Annotated in this window: 15 protein-coding genes and 1 riboswitch; of the genes, 1 reads left to right on the plus strand and 14 read right to left on the minus strand. The window is 61.1% G+C overall.

All coding sequences use genetic code 11. The features are described 5' to 3' along the window. Nucleotides 1-16 precede the first annotated feature (16 nt). The gene (gene ltaE / locus AAEO81_RS23295) at nucleotides 17-1,021 is read right to left on the minus strand and encodes a low-specificity L-threonine aldolase (protein ID WP_341959397.1); all 1,005 of its coding nucleotides are present in this window, start codon (nucleotides 1,019-1,021) and stop codon (nucleotides 17-19) included. A 184-nt stretch (nucleotides 1,022-1,205) separates the two neighbouring features. Beyond that, a riboswitch (FMN riboswitch) is annotated at nucleotides 1,206-1,350 on the plus strand. 127 nt (nucleotides 1,351-1,477) lie between these two features. On the opposite strand from ltaE, the gene AAEO81_RS23300 reads away from it, so the two are divergent. Continuing rightward, nucleotides 1,478-1,972: a 6,7-dimethyl-8-ribityllumazine synthase gene (locus tag AAEO81_RS23300; protein WP_166593293.1), complete on the plus strand. Its 495-nt coding sequence runs from the start codon at nucleotides 1,478-1,480 to the stop codon at nucleotides 1,970-1,972. Nucleotides 1,973-2,104: 132 nt separating this feature from the next. Here the strand turns inward: AAEO81_RS23300 and astE are convergent, their stop codons facing one another. The 13 genes from astE to AAEO81_RS23365 form a co-directional block, all read right to left on the minus strand. Beyond that, a complete protein-coding gene (astE, locus tag AAEO81_RS23305; RefSeq protein ID WP_341959398.1) occupies nucleotides 2,105-3,112 on the minus strand; it encodes a succinylglutamate desuccinylase in 1,008 nt (335 codons plus the stop codon). Nucleotides 3,113-3,127: 15 nt separating this feature from the next. Then, entirely contained in the window at nucleotides 3,128-3,418 is a 291-nt protein-coding gene (locus AAEO81_RS23310; RefSeq protein ID WP_166593295.1) for a topoisomerase II, read from the minus strand. Nucleotides 3,419-3,492: 74 nt separating this feature from the next. After that, nucleotides 3,493-4,839 (minus strand): N-succinylarginine dihydrolase, encoded by a 1,347-nt coding sequence (gene astB / locus AAEO81_RS23315; protein WP_341959401.1) that lies wholly within the window; start codon nucleotides 4,837-4,839, stop codon nucleotides 3,493-3,495. 150 nt (nucleotides 4,840-4,989) lie between these two features. Beyond that, nucleotides 4,990-6,459: a succinylglutamate-semialdehyde dehydrogenase gene (astD, locus tag AAEO81_RS23320; RefSeq protein ID WP_341959403.1), complete on the minus strand. Its 1,470-nt coding sequence runs from the start codon at nucleotides 6,457-6,459 to the stop codon at nucleotides 4,990-4,992. Continuing rightward, nucleotides 6,456-7,481 (minus strand): arginine N-succinyltransferase, encoded by a 1,026-nt coding sequence (gene astA / locus AAEO81_RS23325; RefSeq protein ID WP_341959405.1) that lies wholly within the window; start codon nucleotides 7,479-7,481, stop codon nucleotides 6,456-6,458. The genes astD and astA overlap by 4 nt, the downstream gene beginning before the upstream one ends. Nucleotides 7,482-7,571: 90 nt before the next feature. Continuing rightward, nucleotides 7,572-8,603: an arginine/ornithine succinyltransferase subunit alpha gene (aruF, locus tag AAEO81_RS23330; RefSeq protein WP_341959407.1), complete on the minus strand. Its 1,032-nt coding sequence runs from the start codon at nucleotides 8,601-8,603 to the stop codon at nucleotides 7,572-7,574. A 185-nt stretch (nucleotides 8,604-8,788) separates the two neighbouring features. Beyond that, a complete protein-coding gene (locus AAEO81_RS23335) occupies nucleotides 8,789-10,009 on the minus strand; it encodes an aspartate aminotransferase family protein (RefSeq protein WP_341959409.1) in 1,221 nt (406 codons plus the stop codon). Nucleotides 10,010-10,386: 377 nt separating this feature from the next. Next, complete coding sequence (gene argR, locus AAEO81_RS23340; RefSeq protein WP_341959411.1) at nucleotides 10,387-11,376, minus strand: transcriptional regulator ArgR; 990 nt, start codon at nucleotides 11,374-11,376, stop codon at nucleotides 10,387-10,389. Between the two features lie 149 nt (nucleotides 11,377-11,525). Continuing rightward, entirely contained in the window at nucleotides 11,526-12,290 is a 765-nt protein-coding gene (locus AAEO81_RS23345) for an ATP-binding cassette domain-containing protein (RefSeq protein WP_081569194.1), read from the minus strand. 21 nt (nucleotides 12,291-12,311) lie between these two features. Further along, nucleotides 12,312-13,424 carry a succinylglutamate desuccinylase/aspartoacylase family protein gene (locus AAEO81_RS23350; protein WP_341959413.1) on the minus strand — a complete coding sequence of 371 codons (1,113 nt, stop codon included), beginning with the start codon at nucleotides 13,422-13,424 and terminating at the stop codon, nucleotides 12,312-12,314. Nucleotide 13,425: 1 nt separating this feature from the next. Next, nucleotides 13,426-14,124, minus strand: a complete 699-nt coding sequence (locus tag AAEO81_RS23355; RefSeq protein WP_341959415.1) for an ABC transporter permease — start codon at nucleotides 14,122-14,124, stop codon at nucleotides 13,426-13,428. Beyond that, on the minus strand, nucleotides 14,121-14,810 hold the full coding sequence (locus AAEO81_RS23360; RefSeq protein WP_166593304.1) for an ABC transporter permease: 690 nt from the start codon (nucleotides 14,808-14,810) through the stop codon (nucleotides 14,121-14,123). Before AAEO81_RS23360 ends, AAEO81_RS23355 begins: the two co-directional genes overlap by 4 nt. 90 nt (nucleotides 14,811-14,900) lie before the next feature. Then, nucleotides 14,901-15,677 carry an ABC transporter substrate-binding protein gene (locus AAEO81_RS23365; RefSeq protein WP_341959418.1) on the minus strand — a complete coding sequence of 259 codons (777 nt, stop codon included), beginning with the start codon at nucleotides 15,675-15,677 and terminating at the stop codon, nucleotides 14,901-14,903. Nucleotides 15,678-15,726 lie beyond the last annotated feature (49 nt).

Here is a 15,726-nt window from a genome sequence, read left to right on the forward strand (position 1 = left end):
TTGGATTATCGGTCGGTTAGCGGCTACCGAATTCGGCAAACGCGGCGACCACCTGCTCCATTTGCGCCGCCGAGGCGTCAAGGTGCGTGACCATGCGCAAACGCGGGGCAGCACTGAGGACGATACCTCGCTCGACACAAAAAGCTTTGAAACGTTCGGCACGGTCGCCGATGTGCACGTAGACCATGTTGGTTTGCACCGGCTCGACCTCGAAACCCAGTTCGCTCAGCGCCTTGCCGAGAAACGCCGCGTTGGCGTGGTCGTCGGCCAGACGCTCGACCTGATGCTCCAGCGCGTACAGACCCGCCGCTGCAATCGATCCGGCTTGACGCATGCCGCCGCCGACCATCTTGCGTAACCGGCGTGCCTTGGCGATGAACTCTGCAGAGCCACACAGCACCGAGCCAATCGGCGCGCCGAGGCCTTTGGACAGGCAAACCGACACCGAATCGAAATGCTGGGTGATTTCTCGGGCTTCCACGCCCAGCTTGACGGCGGCGTTGTAAAGACGTGCGCCATCCAGATGCAGGGCCAGGCCCTTTTCGCGGGTCAACTTGCGGGCCGCCGCCAGATACTCCAGCGGGAGCACCTTGCCCTGCATGGTGTTTTCCAGGGCCAGCAGGCGGGTGCGTGCGAAATGGAAATCGTCGGCCTTGATCGCGGCCACCACCTGATCGAGGTCCAGCGAGCCGTCGGCCTGGTTGTCCAGCGGCTGAGGCTGAATCGAGCCCAACACCGCCGCGCCGCCCCCTTCGTATTTGTAGGTGTGCGCCTGCTGCCCAACGATGTATTCATCGCCGCGCTCGCAGTGCGCCATCAGGCCCAACAGGTTGCTCATGGTGCCGGTGGGAACGAACAGCGCCGCCGCGAAGCCCAGACGCTCCGCCAGCCACGACTCCAGCTTGTTGACCGTCGGGTCCTCGCCGTACACGTCATCGCCCAGAGGCGCACGGGCCATGGCGTCACGCATGCCTGCGGTGGGTTGGGTCACTGTGTCGCTGCGCAGATCAATAACCGTCACGATGAAGCTCCCTGAAAGATGATTCAAACCTCAGTCTTGAGGCCGGGACCTCCGATAATCAAGGCTTCGGGCCGCGATGCCAAGATGGGCTTATAAGAAAAGCTGATGAAAACCATCAAAAAGGCTCCATGCACATTCTGAAAATCTGTGTTACAAACTGCACGCCGACGAATTATGCCGTCGGCAACGTTCTCAGGGCGGGGTGCGATTCCCCACCGGCGGTAATGGCGCGCAAAGCGTCTAGCCCGCGAGCGCTCGCGTTGCGAGGTCAGCAGATCTGGTGTGATTCCAGAGCCGACGGTCATAGTCCGGATGAAGAGAGAACGGGATAGGCACCACAGGATCGTCTCGCAGCCGTGTCACGGGCGTTTGTTGCCCGGACGGTTGACGCTCGTACCCTGGCATCCCCTTCGATCCAAAGCGCCCTGTTTTTTAATTAAACAGGAGTCAGAACACATGCAACCTACCGCTATCCACGCTCACGAGCGCATCGCTTTCATTCAAGCTTGCTGGCACAAAGATATTGTCGATCAGGCGCGCAAAGGCTTTGTCGCCGAGATGGCCAACCATGGTTACGCCGAGAGCGATATCGATTTCTTCGAAGTCGGCGGCGCCTTTGAAATTCCCCTGCACGCCAAGCTGCTGGCCAACAGCGGTCGCTACGGCGGCATCGTGGCGGCTGGCCTGGTGGTCGATGGCGGGATCTATCGTCACGAATTCGTGGCCCAATCGGTCATCTCTGCATTGATGCAGGTTCAGCTGGAAACCGAAGTGCCGGTGTTCTCGGTGGTCCTGACCCCGCACCACTTCCATGCGGGCGAAGAGCACCACAACTATTTCTTCAACCACTTCGTGCACAAAGGCCAGGAAGCGGCGAAGACCTGCGCGGACACCCTGGCGAAGCTGCGTGCGGTGCGTCGTTTGGGTGAATCGCAGAAAGCGGTGGGTTGATTGGAATTCGGCGCTCCCAAACGCCGCTCTTCCTTGTAGGAGTGAGCTTGCTCGCGATGCGGTTTATCGGTGACATTTCAGGCGCCTGACACACCGTAATCGCGAGCAAGCTCACTCCTACAGGGGCCCACTTCAGCTCAACTGCTCATCCGTCGTCGGCACGATCAGAATCCCCGCACGCAAACCGTTCTTGACCTTCGGATTCGGGAAGATGATGCGGGCGCCCTCTTCTTCGACCACCCAGCGTGAATTTGACGCGTCCTCGGCCAACAGAAAGCCTTTATCCAGCTGGGTGAAGTTCTCGATATCGTCCGGCAGGTGCAGACGAAACGCATCGCTGCGCTTGATGACTTCCCGCGCCACGCTGAACAGTTTCAAGCCATCGATCTGATCGCCCACCAGAGGCTCTGAGCCCTTGATCAGTTGCTCAAGCGTTGCCTTCAACGGCGCGAGGTTGACCTGCTGGTTTTGCCCGAACGGCCGCGCCTTGCCCAACTCCAGCGTGAAAGCCTCGGCCCCCAGCTTGTCGTAGGTGTAGGCGCTGAACACGATGGACGGCTTGTTCTGCAACAACACCGCTTCCATGCCCGCCTTGTGCAAGCGCACCAGTTCACGGCGTGAATGCTGGCGCCCCTCCTTCCACGGGTAAAGCGCGAACTGTTCGATCTTCGAGCCACGAATTGCCGTGTGCAGGTCGTAATGCAGTCGGTAACGATCAGGCAGGCTGAAAAAGCTCGCGGCCAGACGTTCCAGCTCGCAGGCCCGCAGCGCTTCATTGCCTTCGGTTTGCTCATGACGGCCATTGAACAGCCGATTGACGTCCTGCTCGACGTAGCGCGCGCCGCGACGCATCGCTTCGGGGTTGCCGAACAGAAACAGAATGCGCGCCCGAGGCTTGAGTTCTCCCCGGGCGATGGCGTGAATCAGCTCATCCAGCAATTCGATGGGGGCTGTTTCGTTGCCATGAATGCCCGCAGACAGCAGCAGGTCGGTGCCATTGTCCTTCGCGTCGGGGGGCCGGACTTCCAGCGCACCTTCGGCCAGCCAGCGCAAACGCACGCCGTCGACGGTCAGTTGAGTCTTTGCTGCGGGTTCACGACCCGCCAGGGTCAGTTCAAGCAGTTTGCCGAGGGCGAGCATAGGACGAGCTCCTGCTTAGTGATTGCAATCCGGGCCGTGCACATGGCCTTCTTCGTCGTCGCCGCCAACGTCAGCCGGTTCCATTTCCAGCTGCAGACTCACGAGGTTGGTCGCCAGCGGGCGCAGCAGCAGGTTGGCGTACTCGGCGTCGCCCTCCTCGACGTCCACGCCGATCAGCAACTGGCCACGGCCGTCTTGCTGAATCCACACTTCTTTGCCCTGCCAGATCACGGCGAAACGCGTGCAGGAGGTTTCCAGCTGAGTGCCGTCGGTGTCTTCAAGGATCAAACGCAGGGCGTCGGTCATAAAATTCTCTCTGTAAAAGCAACGGCATCGCGGCCTGACGCCGCTTACGAATCAGGCGCGATGGAGGAAATGCATCAATTGAGTTGGAAAGGATAGACCGCGCCCAGCTTCAGGTGCTGCGTCAATTCATCCAGTGCCGTGCGGCATTCTGTCAGCAGTTGCGGGTCCGCAAGGTCGCTTTCGCTCAGGCGATCGCGGTAGTGCTTGTCCACCCACTGCGTCAGCGTGTCGTACAACGGCGCGGTCATGATAACCCCTGGATTGACCGCCGCCAGTTCCGTTTCATTCAGCGCCACCCGCAAACGCAGGCAGGCCGGGCCGCCGCCGTTCTGCATGCTTTGCTTGAGATCGAACACCTTGACCTCGCGAATCGGGCTTTCGTCCGCGATCAGGCGTTGCAAGTAATGCCACACGCGTTCGTTGCTGCGGCACTCTTCCGGCACGATCAGCAGCATCGAGCCATCCGGGCGCGACAGCAACTGGCTGTTAAACAGATAGGAGCGGACAGCGTCTTCCACGCCCACTTCGGTGCGCGGCACGCAGATGGCCTGGAAACGGCCGCCGCGACGGCTGAGCTTGTCGTGCAGTTCGCTGAGCATGTGCTCGGTATTGAGGAAGGCGTCCTCGTGATAAAAAAGCACTTCGCCATTGCCGACCGCGATCACGTCGTTGTGAAACACGCCCTGATCGATCACCGCCGGGTTCTGTTGCGCGTAGACCACGCCTTCATCACTCAGGCCATGCAGACGCGCGACGGCTTGCGACGCTTCGAGGGTCTGGCGCGCCGGATACTTCTGCGGCGCCGGGAAACGGGTGTCGAACGCCGCACGACCGAACACGAAGAACTCGACGCCCGCCTCGCCGTAACTGCGGCAGAAACGCGTGTGGTTGGCCGCGCCCTCATCGCCGAACTGGGCAACGGCAGGCAAGGCGGCGTGATGAGCGAAGTGCTGCTGATCAGCAAACATGGCGCCAAGCACGCGACTGGTGGTCGGGTGTTCGATGCTGCGGTGGTATTTGCAGTTGAGGTTCGCAGCGGTGAAATGCACGCGGCCGTCAGCGGTGTCGGCACTCGGGCTGACCGTCGCGGCGTTGGCCACCCACATGCTCGACGCTGAGCAACTGGCGACCAGCAGTGGCATGGATTCCTTGGCCGCACGTTCGATGACCTGGGCGTCGGTACCGCCGAAACCCAGCTTGCGCAGGCCCGCGATGTCTGGGCGCTCCTGTGGCGCCAGCACACCCTGGGTGAAGCCCAGCTCCATCAGCGCCTTCATTTTCGCCAGCCCTTGCAGCGCCGCCTCACGGGGGTTGGACGACTGCTGGCAATTGCTCTGGGACGCGACGTTGCCGTACGACAGTCCGCCGTAGTTATGGGTCGGCCCCACTAGACCGTCAAAGTTGACTTCACAGGATTTCATCGGTGAGGCTCCGTGGATCTGTTTTTATAAGCACATTCTTCGTGCGCTGCCTGACCTGTAGGAGTGAGCTTGCTCGCGATGGCGGCTTGTCAGCGGTCATTGGGGTGACAGAGACAACGCAATCGCGAGCAAGCTCACTCCTACAAGGGATTAGTTCAGGGTAATGCCAGGCGTCAGCATCGCGGGCAACGCGAGGGTCCCGCTCTCCAGCGACGCCACCGGGTACGCGCAGTAATCAGCCGCGTAATAGGCACTGGCGCGATGGTTGCCCGAGGCCCCTACCCCACCGAACGGCGCGGTACTCGCAGCGCCGGTCAGTTGCTTGTTCCAGTTGACGATGCCCGCCCGACTCTGCAACCAGAACTGCTGATAGCGCTCCTGCGAATCCGACAACAATCCCGCCGCCAGACCGTATTGCGTGGCGTTGGCCTCTTCGATGGCCCCTGCAAAATCCGCGTAGCGAATCACCTGCAACAACGGGCCGAACAGCTCCTCGTCCGGTCGATTACTCACATCGCTGACGTCCAGGATGCCCGGCGTCAGTAACGCTGAGTTCGTGTCAGGCTGGGTCATCTCCAGCAGTGCCACGGCGCCATTGGCCAGCAACTGCTCTTGGGCATCGACCAACGCCTGCGCCGCTCGCAGGGAAATCACCGAGCCCATGAACGGCGCCGGTTGTTGATCGAATGCACCCACTTGAATCGTCTTGCTCACCTCGACCAGACGCGCCATGAACGCATCACCCCACGCCCCTTCAGGCACCAACAGGCGACGCGCGCAGGTGCAGCGCTGACCAGCGGAAATGAAGGCCGACTGAATCACGGTGTACACCGCCGCATCGACGTCAGCGACCTGATCCACGACCAGCGGATTGTTGCCGCCCATCTCCAGCGCAAGAATCTTGTCCGGACGCCCGGCGAATTGCTGGTGCAGCGAATTGCCGGTGCGACTGGACCCCGTAAAGAACAGACCGTCGATGCCAGAATTGGCTGCCAGCGCGATGCCTGTTTCCCGCGCGCCCTGCACCAGATTCAACACGCCCGTTGGCAGGCCTGCGTCGATCCAGCATTGCACCGCCAGCTCAGCGACTTTCGGGGTCAGTTCGCTGGGTTTGAACACCACCGTGTTACCAGCCAGTAGCGCCGGGACGATGTGGCCGTTCGGCAAGTGGCCCGGAAAATTGTACGGCCCGAACACGGCGACCACGCCATGGGGCTTGTGCCGCAGCACGGCGGTGGCGTCGCCCAGAGGGCCGCTCTTCTCGCCGGTGCGTTCGCGATAGCTCTGAATCGAGATCGCGACCTTGTTGACCATGCTGGTCACTTCCGTCGCCGATTCCCACAGCGGCTTGCCGGTTTCCTCACCGATGCAACGGGCGATGTCGTCGGCACGGCTTTTCAGCGTGGCAGCGAAGGCTTCCAGCACAACGATGCGCTCTTCCAGCGTGCGCGTTGCCCAGTCCGGGAAGGCCTGACGAGCTGCGATTACAGCTGCGTCGACCTGTTCGGCCGTGGCGCCCTGGCCTTTCCAGATCACCTGTTGCGAGACCGGGTTCAGCGACTCAAACGCCTCCCCCTGCCCGGCCAGCCAGGCACCTGCGATATACAACGTGTTCATCACACACCCTCCCGGGCTGGAGACAGCGGCACCGCGCGCACCTGATCACCTGCGGTCAGGCGCAGGCGCTTGGCGGTCATCGGATCGACCACCAGCGTTCCGGCTGCGAATCGCGCAGGTGCAGCCGTGATGCGGCAGTCTTCGCGCTTGCGGTTGTGGATAAGGAACGGCGTCGCGTCATCGCCCGGCGTGCCCACCGCAAGGACCAGCGCCTGACTGTCGCGCACGGCGCGGATCTTGGTGGTCTCGCATTCAATCGCAGGCCCTGCGTCGAAGATGTCGACGTAACCCTGATAACTGAAGCCTTCGGCCTTGAGCATGGTCAGCGCGGGCTCGGTGCTGGTGTGCACGCGACCGATGACGTTGCGCGCCGCTTCCGACAGGAAGCAGCTGTACAGCGGGAATTTCGGCATCAGCTCGGCAATGAACGCACGGTTGCCCACGCCGGTCAGGTAATCGGCCTGACTGAATTCCATCTTGAAGAAGTGACGACCCAGGCTTTCCCAGAAAGGCGAATGGCCCTGCTCGTCCGACATGCCGCGCATTTCAGCGATGATCTTGGCGCCGAACAATTCAGGGAATTCGGCGATGAACAGCATCCGCGCTTTCGACAGCAGGCGGCCGTTAAGGCCGTTGCGGAAATCGGCGTGCAGGAACAACGAGCACAGCTCCGAATTGCCGGTCAGGTCGTTGGCCAGAAACAGCGTCGGGATTTCACGATAGATGTTCAGTTCTTGAGAGGCGCTGACCGTCAGGCCGACCCGGTAGTTGTACCAGGGCTCACGCAGCCCCACCGCCCCCGCGATGGCGGAGATGCCGACCACGCGCTCGTCATCGTCTTCAAGCACGAACAGGTAGTCGGTGTCGCCCCGCTCGGCGTCGCCACGAAAGGTTTTTTCGGCCCAGCCGACCCGGTGCGCCAGGCGCTCTTCATTGGCTGGCAGCGTGGTCAGGCCTGCGCCGGTGCTGCGCGCCAAATCGATCAGCGCCGGTAGGTCACTGCTGCGTACGGGACGAACGATCATGCTTTCTCCTCAAGCCGGTCTCGATCAGACACCGGCGAACTCGCTAACCTGCGACACGGCAACCGGTGGCGGTCGCCGATGACTCAACTGTCAAACCGGGACGACGCGCACGCTGGCGCCTTCACCCACACCCAATGCCTCGGCGGCCGTCAGGCTCAGGGTCACGGGCTTGCCGGGGACCCAGTCCAGTTCCAGCATCACGGCGCGGTAATCCTGCAATTGGTTGTTGGCGACCAGATAAGGACGCCCGCCTTTCACGGCGTCGCCGCTGTCCACGGTGTCGACTTTCACCGGCACCACGCGGCTTTGCGCAATGGAGCGAATCCCCGACACCCGTGCGTGCAGCGTCGGACCGCCGTCAAAGATGTCGATGTAGTGATCGGTTTCGAAGCCTTCGCGCATCAGGATGTCGAACGTGATCTGGGCGCGAGGATGCACTTGGCCCATGGCCTCTTGCGCTTCATCGGGCAGCAGCGGCACGTAGATCGGGTAATGGGGCATCAGCTCCGCGAGGAAGGTCCGGCTTTTCAAGCCACAGATGCGCTCGGCCTCGGCATAGTTGAGGTCGAAGAAGTTGCGACCGATGGCATCCCAGAACGGCGAGTCACCGTTTTCGTCGCTGTAACCGACGATCTCGGTCACCACCGAATCAGCGAAGCGCTCAGGGTGCGCCGCCACAAACAGCAGGCGGGCCCGGGAGTTGAGTTCCGACCACAGCGTGCCCACCAGTTCCGGCAGCACATAGAAGCTGGTCAACAGGCTGTTGCCGGTCAGGTCGTGGCACTGGGAAAGCACGTGAATCTTGTTGTGGATCTTCAGTTCGCGGGAAGCGTGAACGAAAGTTTCGTTGCGGAAACTGTAGAACGGCTCGGAGTAACCCGCTGACGCGACGATCCCGGAACAGCCCACCAGACGCCCGGATTCGGTGTCTTCCAGCACGAAGAAATAGGTTTCCTCGCCATTGAAACTGACCTCGGCGGCAAACGACGCTTCGGACGCGGCGATCTTGTCACCCAGACGGCCAGCATCATCCGGCAGGGACGTGACACCAATCGGGCTGTCTGCGGCGAGTCGTTGGACCTCGCTCAGATCAGCCATTTGCGCAGGGCGCATTACCAGCATGGTGTCACTCCTTGAGAAAAACAGGCCGGTGCAATCCGGCATGGGAAAGAAAAAACAAATCTCGAGCTGCCTTGACCTTGTAGGAGTGAGCTTGCTCGCGATGGCTGTGTATCAGACAACATGGATGTCTCTGACAAACCGCTATCGCGAGCAAGCTCACTCCTACAGGAAATCTCTAGCGCTGGTTATACCTGGGTCAGCTTGGCCACGGCACGTTCAAAACGATCCAGACCTTCGTTGATGTCCGCGTCTTCGATCACCAGGCTTGGCGCGAAACGCACCACGTCAGGACCGGCTTGCAGGATCATCACGCCTTCATGCTCGGCGGCGTTGAAGAAGTCCTTGGCCTTGCCCTTCCAGGCATCGGTCAGCACACACCCGATCAACAGGCCCATGCCGCGCACTTCGCTGAACACGCCGTATTGCTGGCCGATCTTCTCCAGGCGCGCCTTGAACAGTGCGTGCTTGGCATTCACGCCGTTGAGGACTTCAGGGGTGTTGACCACGTCGATCACGGCCTCGCCCACCGCACACGCCAGCGGGTTGCCGCCGTAAGTGGTGCCGTGAACGCCGACGGCCAGGTGCTTGGCCAGTTTTTCGGTGGTCAGCATCACCGCCATCGGGAAACCGCCGCCGATGCTCTTGGCGCTGGAAAGAATGTCCGGCACCACACCGTAATGCTGGTACGCGAACAGGTGACCGCTGCGACCCATGCCGCTTTGCACTTCGTCGAAGATCAGCAGCGCGTTGTGTTCGTCACACAATTTGCGCGCGCCTTGCAGGTATTCCAGCTCGGCGGGCAGCACGCCGCCTTCGCCCTGAATCGGCTCCAGCACGACCGCGCAGGTCTTGTCGCTGACCGCCGCTTTCAACGCGTCGAGGTCGTTGAACGGAACGTGGGTGATGCCGGTGATTTTCGGGCCGAAACCGTCGGAGTATTTCGGCTGACCGCCGACACTCACGGTGAACAGGGTACGACCGTGGAAGCTGTTCAGCGCGGCGATGATTTCGTACTTCTCGGTGCCGTACAGATCGTGGGCCACGCGACGGGCCAGTTTGAAGGCCGCTTCGTTGGCTTCGGCGCCGGAGTTACAGAAGAACACACGGTCGGCGAAGGTGGCGTCGACCAGCTTCTTGGCCAGACGCAGCGCCGGCTCGTTGGTGAACACGTTGGAGACATGCCACAGCTTGTTGGCTTGCTCGGTCAGGGCGCCGACCAGCGCCGGATGGGCGTGACCGAGCACGTTGACCGCGATGCCGCCAGAGAAATCGACCCGTTCACGACCCGCCTGATCCCAGACGCGGGAACCCTGGCCGCGCACGGGGATGAACGCCGCAGGGGCGTAGTTGGGGACCATCACCTGGTCAAAATCGGCACGTTGCACCGGAACTTGCTCAACGGACATCGGAGTCTCCTGAAGAGGAACGCCTGCCTGGGACTGGCGAGCGATGGAAGGATTGTAAGGACTGATTTCGGTCCGGCCTTGCCGCCAAGCGACAACTTCTTATAGCGCAAAACCGGCTTTTTCCGAGGCTTTCGGCAATGCGACAAATAGCGTCGGAAAGGCGCAGTTTAAACGTTGGTGAGCGGTTGTAGCAGCGCCACGTCGAATTGAATTGATCTCCTGCACGCGCTATCACCTGTGGGAGCCGGCTTGCTGGCGAATGACGTTAGATCAGACCCATCTTGATTGACTGACACGGCGCATTCGCCAGCAAGCCGGCTCCCACGGCCTTCGGCCAGAAGCAGTGGTGGGTGCAACCTGAACAGACATCTTGCAGCTCAACCGCGCTCGGCAGGCACCGAGGACAGTTCAAACGGGCTGCTGCTGCGTCGCTGGTTGCGGTCTTCGCGGGGGGTGGCGCCGAAGAAGTTGCGGTAGGCGCTGGAGAAGTGCGGGCCGGAGGAGAAACCGCAAGAGAGGCCGATCTGGATGATCGATTTGCTGGTCTGCATCAGCATCTGCCGGGCCTTGTTCAGGCGCAGCTCCAAGTAATACTGACTCGGTACGCGATTGAGGTATTGCTTGAAGATGCGCTCCAACTGGCGTCGGGACACGCACACGTGTTGGGCGATTTCGTCGGTGGTCAGCGGCTCTTCGATGTTGGCCTCCATCAACAACACGGCCTGGGTCAGCTTCGGATGGCTGGAACCCAGTCGGTTTTGCAACGGAATGCGTTGACGCTCGCCCCCTTCCCGGATGCGCTCGACCACCAGTTCTTCCGACACCGCACCGGCCAGCTCGGCACCATGGTCGCGGGCCAACACGGCCAGCAGCAGGTCCAGCACCGACATCCCGCCACACGCGGTCAAACGATCGCGGTCCCAATCGAACAGATGGCTGGTGGCGATGACTTTCGGGAAGCGCTCGGCGAAATCGTCCTGCCAGCGCCAGTGCACGGCCGCACGATAACCATCGAGCAAGCCCAGTTGCGCCAAGGGGTAAACACCCGCCGACAGCCCGCCGATCACACAGCCTGCCCGCACGAGCTGCTTGAGCGCCCCGGCCAAGGCGGAAGCCATGGGCGCAGGCGGTTCGTCGGCAATGAGGAAAACTTTCTGACAGCCTTCAAGGCGACCGCCCCACGGCTCACCCGGCAATTGCCAGCCTGTGCCGACGCCTTCAACGGTTGGCTCGGCTTGCATGAACGTCAGCTCATATACTACGTCGGGGTGAACGCGCTGAGCGACACGCAGGGCTTCCTCCGCCAGCGCCAGGGTCAAGGCTTTGGTGCTGGGCCAGATAAGAAATCCGATTCGATGGGCAGTCATGGCGTGCAATCCGAAACGTGTCGCTGTTAGGGGTCACACGCCGGGCGTGTGAAGTGAATCTGTTGCGTTCAGTTCATGGCAGCGGTCAAGGTGACGCGCAGCATGAACTGTTCCGAGACAAAACGCACCGTTCGAGACGGCACCAATCGTTACTTCAGGCTGCCCGAAAGAAACTGCTGAAGGCGCTCCGATTTCGGGTTGACCAGCACTTCGCGGGGGTCGCCGCTTTCTTCGACCAACCCCTTGTGCAGAAAGATCAATTGGTTCGACACCTCACGGGCAAAGCCCATTTCGTGGGTCACCACCACCATCGTGCGGCCTTCTTGCGCCAAGGCTTGCATGACTTTCAGCACGTCGCCCACCAGCTCCGGGTCGAGGGCCGAAGTGGGTTCGTCGAACAGCATGACTTCCGGCTCCATCGCCAACGCCCGGGCAATCGCCACGCGTTGCTGTTCGCCACCGGACATGTGCCCCGGAAAGGCGTCCTTTCTGTGAGCGACGCCCACTTTGTTCAGGTAGTGCTCGGCCTTTTCCAGCGCTTCTTTCTTCGGCACGCCCAAGACGTGAATCGGCGCTTCAATGATGTTTTCCAGCGCCGTCATGTGCGACCACAGGTTGAAATGCTGAAAGACCATCGACAGGCGCGAACGCATGCGTTGCAGCTGTTTCGGGTCCGCCGCCTTCAAGCCGCCGTCCTTGTTGGCCACCAGTTTCAGCTCTTCGTTGTTGAGCAGAATGCGGCCGGATTTCGGCTGTTCCAGCAGGTTGATGCAGCGCAAAAACGTGCTTTTGCCCGAGCCGCTGGAGCCGATGATGCTGATCACATCGCCCGCCTTCGCCGTCAGCGAAACGCCTTTGAGCACTTCGTGACTGCCGTAGCACTTGTGCAGGTCCTGGACTTCCAGTTTGTTCATGATGTCGGTTCTCACAAGTAATCAGTCACTGAGCAGGCGGCCGCTGCGCAACGGGGTGCGCCCTGCCACTTTGGCCATCCAGAAGCCCGGCTGGGCGTAACGCAGTTTTTCGATGGCGAACAGCACGCCGGCCGTGCCCGCGCAGACGGTGGTCACGCGGTCGGTCAGCGGGTCGATGACCTCAAACAACGGCTCGCCGGGCTCGACCCAAGCGCCCGCTGGACGCAGAAAGGTCAGCACGCCGGGATGCGGCGCGTAGATCATTTCGGTGCCTTCGAACGGCATGCCTTCACAGGCCTCATGGGCCGGCTGCGGCCACTCGCCGCTGATCAGGCCCTGCTCGCCCAGGAACGCCAGAATCCCCTCGGCGTACGCTTCGGCTTCGGCCTTGCCAGTGTTGGACTGGCCACCCAGCTCCAGGGTGGTGGACATGCAGGCCAACGGAATCTGCGCGTCGGGAAACTGCTTTGCCAACCGTAACCATGGCAACGAACAGGCTTCGTCGAACGAGCTGCCGCCGGAGTCTTCCGCCAGCAAGCCGACGCTGACACCCAGACGCGCGGACAGCGATCGCCATTGTGGCCAATGCTGCGGCAGGGCGTACATGTGCAGAGACGCGTCGGTGTCGCAGTGCAGATCGAGCACGATGTCGGCGTTGCACGCGTGACTCAACAGCGTGCGCTGCATGCCCGCCAACTCACTGCCCGCAGGCGGCAGTTCGGCCAGCACATCGGCCATGGCCTGACGAATCAGCCGGACGTTGGCATGAGGATCATCGCCCAGCTTGCCTGCCAGCCGCTCGGCCACCGGTTCGCTCAGCTCGGTGAAATCACGGTTGAAATTCTTGCCACTGCCGTATTCGAAGCGGCCCTGATGATTGCCTTGCAGCAATTGTCCCAGACCGATCGGGTTGGCCACCGGCACCAGTTCGATGACACCGTTCAGCCGACCTTGGTCTTCCAGTTGCGTCAGGCGCTTTTTCAGCTCCCACGCCGTGCGCATCCCTGGCAGTTCGTCGGCGTGCAGGCTGGCTTGAAGGTAGGCTTTGCGCTCGCCCCGACCGAAACGGAACACGCTCAAGGTGCGCTGTGTGCCCAGGTTGCCCCACGGCAAATCATGATCAATGCGTTGCATATCAGTGCTTCCTCGGTGCGAGGTAACTGAGCCAGCGGCGCTCGGCCAGCTTGAACAGTTTCACCAGAATGAAGGTCAGGCACAGGTAGAACACGCCCGCCGTGATGTACGCCTCGAACGGCAGATAGAACTGCGCGTTGACCGTGCGCGCCGCGCCGGTGATGTCGATCAGCGTGACGATGGACGCCAGACTTGTGGTCTGCAGCATCATGATCACTTCGTTGCTGTATTGCGGCAGCGCCCGGCGCAGAGCCGAAGGCAGCAGGATGCGGCGGTACATTTTGGCCTTGGACATGCCCATCGCCCGCGCCGCTTCGATCTCACCCGGTGGCGTGGATTTGAGGCTGCCCGCGATGATTTCAGCGGTGTAGGCGCTGGTGTTGATGGCGAAGGCCAGGCAGGCGCAAAAGGTCGCGCTCGACAGCCATGGCCAGAAAATGCTCTCGCGCACGGCTTCGAATTGCGCCAGACCGTAGTAGATCAAGAACAGTTGCACCAGCATCGGCGTGCCGCGAATGACGTAGGTGTAACCCCAGGCCAGCAGGTTGACCCAGGCGACTTTCGAGACCCGCATCAACCCCAGTGGCAAAGCCGCCAGCAGGCCGAAAAACAGCGACAGCGCCAGCAATTTGAGGGTGATCAACAGGCCACCGAAGTACAGCGGCAGGTTATCCCAGACGACGTTGTAATCGAAGATCATAGGTCAGCCACCCTGACGCCCGCCGAGTAGCGTTTTTCAATGTAACGCAGCACCAGCAGCGAGACGCTGGTGATCACCAGGTACATGGCTGCCACGGCAAGGAAAAAGGTAAAGGGTTCACGGGTGGCATCGGCCGCCTGCTTGGCCTTGAACATCATGTCTTGCAGACCCACCACGGAAATCAGCGCGGTGGCCTTGGTCAACACCAACCAGTTGTTGGTGAACCCCGGAATTGCCAGACGAATCATCTGCGGCACCAGAATGCGGAAAAACACCCGACCGCTGCTCATGCCATAGGCCATGCCAGCCTCGGCCTGCCCTTTGGGAATGGCCATGAACGCGCCGCGGAAAGTTTCGGAAAGGTAGGCACCGAAAATGAAACCCAGCGTGCCGATACCGGCCATCAGCGGGTTTAAATCGATGTAATCGTCGTGGCCGAGCAACGGCGCGACGCGGTTGAGCAAATCCTGACCGCCGTAGAAGATCAGCAGGATCAGCACCAGGTCAGGAATGCCGCGGATGACCGTGGAATACAGGTCACCCAGCCAGGCGAGCCAGCGCACCGGCGACAAGCGCAACGACACGCCGATCAGCCCGAGCACGATGGCCAGCGCCATGGAGCACAGGGCGAGTTGCAAGGTCAGCCATGCACCGTCGAGGATGACGGCTCCGTAGCCTTTCAACATGTTGTTGGGCCCTCGAACACGGGATAGAAAAATGGCGCGATCAGAAGGATGAGGACCCTGCCGATTGCGCCATTACGGACGAACGTCGACTTACTTGCCGTAAATGTCGAAGTTGAAGTACTTGTCCTGGATCGCCTTGTATTTACCGTTCTCACGGATCGCTGCGATGGCGGCGTTGATCTTGTCCAGATCGGCCTTGTCGCCCTTGCGAACAGCAATGCCCACGCCGTCGCCGAAGTAGTTGACGTCGGTGAACGCCGGGCCGACGAACGCGTAGCCTTTGCCCGATTCGGTGTTCAGGAAGCCGTCTTGCAACAGCGTGGCGTCGGCCACGGTGCCATCGAGACGACCGGCGCCGATGTCCAGATAGATTTCGTTCTGCGAGCTGTACGGCTTGATTTCAGCACCCAGCGGCGCGAGGACTTCCTTGGCGAAACGCTCGTGGATCGAGCCACGCTGCACGCCGATGTTCTTGCCCTTGAGTTCGGTCAGGCCGTCACTGACGACCGTGCCTTGCTTCATGACCAGACGGGCCGGGGTGTTGTAGTACTTATTGGTGAAGTCCACGGACTTCTTGCGGTCTTCGGTGATGGACATTGAGGACAGGATGGCGTCGATCTTGCGCACTTTCAGCGCCGGGATCAGGCCGTCGAACTCTTGCTCGACCCATACGCATTTGACTTTCATCTCTTCGCACAGCGCGTTGCCGATGTCGTAGTCGAAGCCGACGATGCTGCCGTCCGGCGCTTTCGAGGCGAATGGAGGGTACGCCGCTTCGATGCCGATCTTCAGGGGCTTTTCATCGGCGAACACAGGCTGTGCCAATACGGACAGCGCCAGCGCACCCAGCAGCATGAGCTTTTTCATTCGTGGAACTCCATCGGTATAACGCGACAAGTGGCAGTGAGCGAAGCGC

The organism is Pseudomonas sp. RC10, from assembly GCF_038397775.1.
In the GTDB taxonomy this organism is placed as follows: Bacteria; Pseudomonadota; Gammaproteobacteria; order Pseudomonadales; family Pseudomonadaceae; genus Aquipseudomonas; species Aquipseudomonas bambusae.

Excerpts from the sequence above, each read along its gene's own strand:
- AAEO81_RS23345 (WP_081569194.1), bottom strand. The coding sequence starts at position 12,290 with ATGAACAAACTGGAAGTCCAGGACCTGCACAAGTGCTACGGCAGTCAC.
- AAEO81_RS23300 (WP_166593293.1), top strand. The coding sequence starts at position 1,478 with ATGCAACCTACCGCTATCCACGCTCACGAGCGCATCGCTTTCATTCAA.
- argR (WP_341959411.1), bottom strand. The coding sequence starts at position 11,376 with ATGACTGCCCATCGAATCGGATTTCTTATCTGGCCCAGCACCAAAGCC.
- AAEO81_RS23310 (WP_166593295.1), bottom strand. The coding sequence starts at position 3,418 with ATGACCGACGCCCTGCGTTTGATCCTTGAAGACACCGACGGCACTCAG.
- AAEO81_RS23355 (WP_341959415.1), bottom strand. The coding sequence starts at position 14,124 with ATGATCTTCGATTACAACGTCGTCTGGGATAACCTGCCGCTGTACTTC.
- AAEO81_RS23335 (WP_341959409.1), bottom strand. The coding sequence starts at position 10,009 with ATGTCCGTTGAGCAAGTTCCGGTGCAACGTGCCGATTTTGACCAGGTG.
- AAEO81_RS23365 (WP_341959418.1), bottom strand. The coding sequence starts at position 15,677 with ATGAAAAAGCTCATGCTGCTGGGTGCGCTGGCGCTGTCCGTATTGGCA.
- astE (WP_341959398.1), bottom strand. The coding sequence starts at position 3,112 with ATGCTCGCCCTCGGCAAACTGCTTGAACTGACCCTGGCGGGTCGTGAA.
- AAEO81_RS23350 (WP_341959413.1), bottom strand. The coding sequence starts at position 13,424 with ATGCAACGCATTGATCATGATTTGCCGTGGGGCAACCTGGGCACACAG.
- AAEO81_RS23360 (WP_166593304.1), bottom strand. The coding sequence starts at position 14,810 with ATGTTGAAAGGCTACGGAGCCGTCATCCTCGACGGTGCATGGCTGACC.
- astA (WP_341959405.1), bottom strand. The coding sequence starts at position 7,481 with ATGATCGTTCGTCCCGTACGCAGCAGTGACCTACCGGCGCTGATCGAT.
- aruF (WP_341959407.1), bottom strand. The coding sequence starts at position 8,603 with ATGCTGGTAATGCGCCCTGCGCAAATGGCTGATCTGAGCGAGGTCCAA.
- astB (WP_341959401.1), bottom strand. The coding sequence starts at position 4,839 with ATGAAATCCTGTGAAGTCAACTTTGACGGTCTAGTGGGGCCGACCCAT.